6 protein-coding genes are annotated in these 3,946 nt (G+C 66.1%); 4 read left to right on the top strand and 2 right to left on the bottom strand.

Going from position 1 to position 3,946, the window contains the following annotated elements; all coding sequences use genetic code 11:
- Positions 1-379 (bottom strand): ABC transporter substrate-binding protein (locus I71_RS13535; RefSeq protein ID WP_244433819.1); only part of this gene is annotated, 379 nt, incomplete at its 3' end.
- A gap of 27 nt (positions 380-406) precedes the next feature.
- Here I71_RS13535 and I71_RS13530 point away from each other — a divergent pair.
- The 3 genes from I71_RS13530 (at position 407) to I71_RS13520 (ending at position 1,698) form a co-directional block, all read left to right on the top strand.
- The gene (locus I71_RS13530) at positions 407-802 is read left to right on the top strand and encodes an exonuclease domain-containing protein (RefSeq protein WP_244433818.1); all 396 of its coding nucleotides are present in this window, start codon (positions 407-409) and stop codon (positions 800-802) included.
- A gap of 174 nt (positions 803-976) precedes the next feature.
- Positions 977-1,261 (top strand): YciI family protein, encoded by a 285-nt coding sequence (locus I71_RS13525; RefSeq protein WP_042695382.1) that lies wholly within the window; start codon positions 977-979, stop codon positions 1,259-1,261.
- A 17-nt stretch (positions 1,262-1,278) separates the two neighbouring features.
- Complete coding sequence (locus I71_RS13520; RefSeq protein WP_042695381.1) at positions 1,279-1,698, top strand: EVE domain-containing protein; 420 nt, start codon at positions 1,279-1,281, stop codon at positions 1,696-1,698.
- A 55-nt stretch (positions 1,699-1,753) separates the two neighbouring features.
- On the opposite strand, the gene I71_RS13515 is transcribed toward I71_RS13520, so the two are convergent.
- Positions 1,754-1,978, bottom strand: coding sequence for a hypothetical protein (locus I71_RS13515; RefSeq protein WP_042695380.1), 225 nt, complete (start codon positions 1,976-1,978; stop codon positions 1,754-1,756).
- Positions 1,979-2,382: 404 nt separating this feature from the next.
- On the opposite strand from I71_RS13515, the gene acs reads away from it, so the two are divergent.
- A partial coding sequence (gene acs, locus I71_RS13510; protein WP_042695379.1) for an acetate--CoA ligase occupies positions 2,383-3,946 on the top strand: 1,564 nt, incomplete at its 3' end.

Raw genomic sequence — 3,946 nt, 5'->3', positions numbered from 1 at the left:
GTGTTGGCGATGGCAAGTCGCCCTCGCCCACCGGGACCGCCTTGATATGGTCGGTGTCACCGCCCTGCGGCGGACGGGCGAGGTTGGCGACAAGCCCCTTCACCCACTCCTCGGTCTTCTCCTCGCCCAGCGTTTCAATCATAGAAGCGGTCAGGGCCAGGCTGTAGGGATGGGTGCCGCTGCGGGTCAGGACGCGGTGCTTCCACTCCGGCGCGGCGAGATCCTCATAATCCTTGAGCTGCTCCGGCTTCACCCGGTCACGGGCATAGACGATGACGCGGGCGCGGCTGGACAGGCCCCACCAAGCCCCGTCCGGGTCGCGCAGGTTGGCCGGAACCTTGATGGCTTCAAGCTGCGCAGAACTGACGGGGGCGAGCAACCCAAATTTCCGGAGGTGTGGGCGGCATTGCGCGAGCGGGTGCAGGGCCGGCTGATCCTGGCCCACAACGCCGCCTTCGACATCAGCGTTCTGCGCCATACGCTGACCGACTATGGGCTGGACTGGCCGGCCTGCGACTATCTCTGCACCGTCGTGATGGCGCGCCGGGCCTGGCCGACGCTGACCGCGCACAAACTGAACCACCTGGCCGATTTCCTGGGCATCGCGCTGGACCATCACCATGCCGGCAGCGACGCCGAGGCCTGCGGCCGCATCGCGCTGGCCGCGGCGCAGGAGATGGGGCTGCGCGGCTTCGGCGAGATCCATCGCACCGGGATCAATCCCGGCCGTATCGCTCCGGGCGGTTACAGCCCCTGCAAGGGCGGCAAGGCACCGCCCCGGCGTCCGCGCGTTGTGGCGTGACAATGGGGGGGGGGCGTGACAATGGGGTGGCGTGACGGGGTGGCGTCAGCCGGCGCTTTCCCGCCGGCTTCCCCTGCGTTCAAATTTTTGCGATCGGCTTCACGCTTCAAATCGATTCCGATTTTTCGCGATCCGATCTAGGCTCCCGCTCCACCGTATGAAGGAGCGAACCGCATGCTGTTCATGTTCCATTGCGTCGACAAGGCCGGTGCCGCCGATGTCCGCACCGCCAACCGCGCCGAGCATCTGGCCTATCTGGAGGCCAACGCCGACCGCCTCTTCGCCGCCGGTCCGCTGCTGACGGACGACCAGGGCGGCATGGTCGGCAGCCTGCTGATCGTCGAGTGCGCCGATGCCGCCGCCGCCCAGGATTTCGCTGCCGGCGACCCCTATGCCAAGGCCGGCCTGTTCGAAAGCGTGACGATCCGGCCCTGGCGCCGCGTCTATCCCAAGGCCTGAGCGGGAGAGCGTCGGCGATGGCCTACTGGCTGGTGAAATCCGAGCCGTTCAAATATTCCTGGGACCGCATGGTCGCCGACGGCCGGACCCATTGGGACGGCGTGCGCAATTACCAGGCGTCCAACAATCTGAAGGCGATGGAGGTGGGCGACCGCGCCTTCTTCTATCACTCCAACGAAGGGCTGGAGATCGTCGGCATCGTCGAGATCGTCCGCACCTATTACCCGGACCCGAGCGACGAGTCCGGCCGCTTCGGCATGGTCGACGTCGCCCCGGTGATGCCGGTGAAGACGCCTGTCACGCTGAAGCAGATCAAGGCCGATCCGCTGTTGCAGTCGATGGCTCTGGTTCGCCAGTCCCGCCTGTCGGTCTGCCCGGTCAGCGACGGGGAATGGGCGCGGGTGTGCGATCTGGCGGGGGTTGCGGTGCCGGCCTGACGGATGTGTGGGGTGAGGTGACCCTTGCCCCATCGCCGCGCACGCGACGAAAAGCTTACTCCGCCGCGTCCTGCATCGTCGCGCGGAAGTCGCCGGTCGCCTGCATCATGCGCCGGGCGATGTCCGCCACGCCGGCAGCGGAGGTGGACCCGGCCGGGCTGCCGAGCAGGTGCAGCGTGGCGTCGATGGCCATCAGGCTGGTGCGGTCGGCCAATCCGGCGAGGCGGTCGCTGCGGTCGCCGGTATCCGGAAGATCGTCCGCGTTCGTGATTCTGGGCATTGCGATCCTTGCCGCCGATGATCGTTACCGTGATGCAGCAACTCTATAGCGGGCGGCCGGTTAAGGTCGGGTTAAGCGGGGGATCGTCCGTTACAGGATCGACATCGCTCCATGCGGCGCGGCGGAACGATCGACTGTCGCGGCGGATGGTCGCGGCACGCGGTCGCCGTCCTCCGGGCCTGACCGGCGGCGCAATTCGTATGCGTTGGTATGCTTGGGGAAGAAACAGTCTCGCGCTGCAAAATCAGCGACACAATCCTCCTTTGGTCGGGGGGCCAGCCGGGGCCGATTTGCTTGTTCGTCCCGCAACTTGTGTGGATAATGCCGCTCAATTCCGGGCGGCGGCCCGCCGCCCTCCAATCATCTTCCGGCCAATTCGGAAGCACCACGGGGGAATCGCATCCATGACCGACAACAGCTTCTTTCCGGTGAAGCCCGAGATCGCGGCGACCGCCCACGTGAATGCGGAAGCCTACGCCCGCATGTACGAGCAGTCGGTCAAGGACCCCGAGGCGTTCTGGGGCGAGCAGGGCAAGCGGCTCGACTGGATCAAGCCCTACAGCACGGTGAAGGACGTCAACTTCAACGACGACGTCCACATCCGCTGGTTCCAGGACGGCACGCTGAACGTGTCGGCCAACTGCATCGACCGCCATCTGGCGACCCGCGGCGACCAGACCGCGATCCTGTTCGAGGGCGACGACCCCGGCGTTTCCAAGGCCATCACCTACAAGGAACTGCACGAGAAGGTCTCGCGCCTCGCCAACGTGCTGAAGAAGAACGGCGTCAAGAAGGGCGACCGCGTCACCATCTACCTGCCGATGATCCCGGAGGCCGCCTATGCGATGCTGGCCTGCACCCGCATCGGCGCCATCCACTCCATCGTCTTCGGCGGCTTCTCGCCCGACAGCCTGAAGGACCGCATCGTCGACTGCGACAGCCACTTCGTCATCACCTCCGACGAGGGCCTGCGCGGCGGCCGCAAGGTGCCGCTGAAGGCCAACGCCGACAAGGCGGTGGCCGGCGCGCCGATGGTCAAGCATGTGCTGGTGGTCAAGCACACCGGCGGCGACGTCGCCTGGACCGAAGGCCGCGACCTCTGGTTCCATGAGGAGATGGAGAGCGTCTCCGCCGACTGCCCGCCGGAGGAGATGAGCGCCGAGGATCCGCTGTTCATCCTCTACACCTCCGGCTCGACCGGCAAGCCGAAGGGCGTGCTGCACACCACCGGCGGCTATCTCGTCTATGCGTCGATCACCCACCAGTATGTCTTCGACTACAAGGACGGCGAGGTTTACTGGTGCACCGCCGACGTGGGCTGGGTCACCGGCCACAGCTACATCGTCTATGGCCCGCTCGCCAATGGCGCCACCACGCTGATGTTCGAAGGCATCCCGACCTACCCGGACGTCTCGCGCTTCTGGCAGGTGATCGACAAGCACAAGGTCAACATCTTCTACACCGCGCCGACTGCCATCCGGTCGCTGATGCGCGAAGGCGAGGGGCCGGTGAAGAAGACCTCGCGCGCTTCGCTCCGTGTGCTCGGGTCGGTCGGCGAGCCGATCAATCCGGAAGCGTGGCTTTGGTACTACAATGTGGTCGGCGACGCCCGCTGCCCGATCGTCGACACCTGGTGGCAGACCGAGACCGGCGGCATCCTGATCACCCCGCTGGTCGGCGCCATCGGCCAGAAGCCGGGGTCGGCGACCAAGCCCTTCTTCGGTGTCCAGCCGGTCGTCGTCGACAATGAAGGCCAGATCCTGGAGGGCGAGACCGAGGGCAACCTCTGCATCGCCGATGCCTGGCCCGGCATGATGCGCACGGTCTATGGTGACCATGAGCGCTTCGTCCAGACCTACTTCTCGACCTTTCCGGGCAAGTACTTTCACGGTGACGGCTGCCGCCGCGACGCCGACGGCTATTACTGGATCACGGGNCGCGTCGACGACGTCATCAACGTGTCCCGGC

Source organism: Azospirillum sp. B506 (assembly GCF_000333595.1).
GTDB lineage: Bacteria > Pseudomonadota > Alphaproteobacteria > Azospirillales > Azospirillaceae > Azospirillum.
The sequence above is the reverse complement of the archived record's forward strand: the minus strand, read 5'-3'. Positions and strand labels throughout refer to the sequence as shown.

Excerpts from the sequence above, each read along its gene's own strand:
- I71_RS13525 (WP_042695382.1), top strand. The coding sequence starts at position 977 with ATGCTGTTCATGTTCCATTGCGTCGACAAGGCCGGTGCCGCCGATGTC.
- I71_RS13520 (WP_042695381.1), top strand. The coding sequence starts at position 1,279 with ATGGCCTACTGGCTGGTGAAATCCGAGCCGTTCAAATATTCCTGGGAC.
- I71_RS13515 (WP_042695380.1), bottom strand. The coding sequence starts at position 1,978 with ATGCCCAGAATCACGAACGCGGACGATCTTCCGGATACCGGCGACCGC.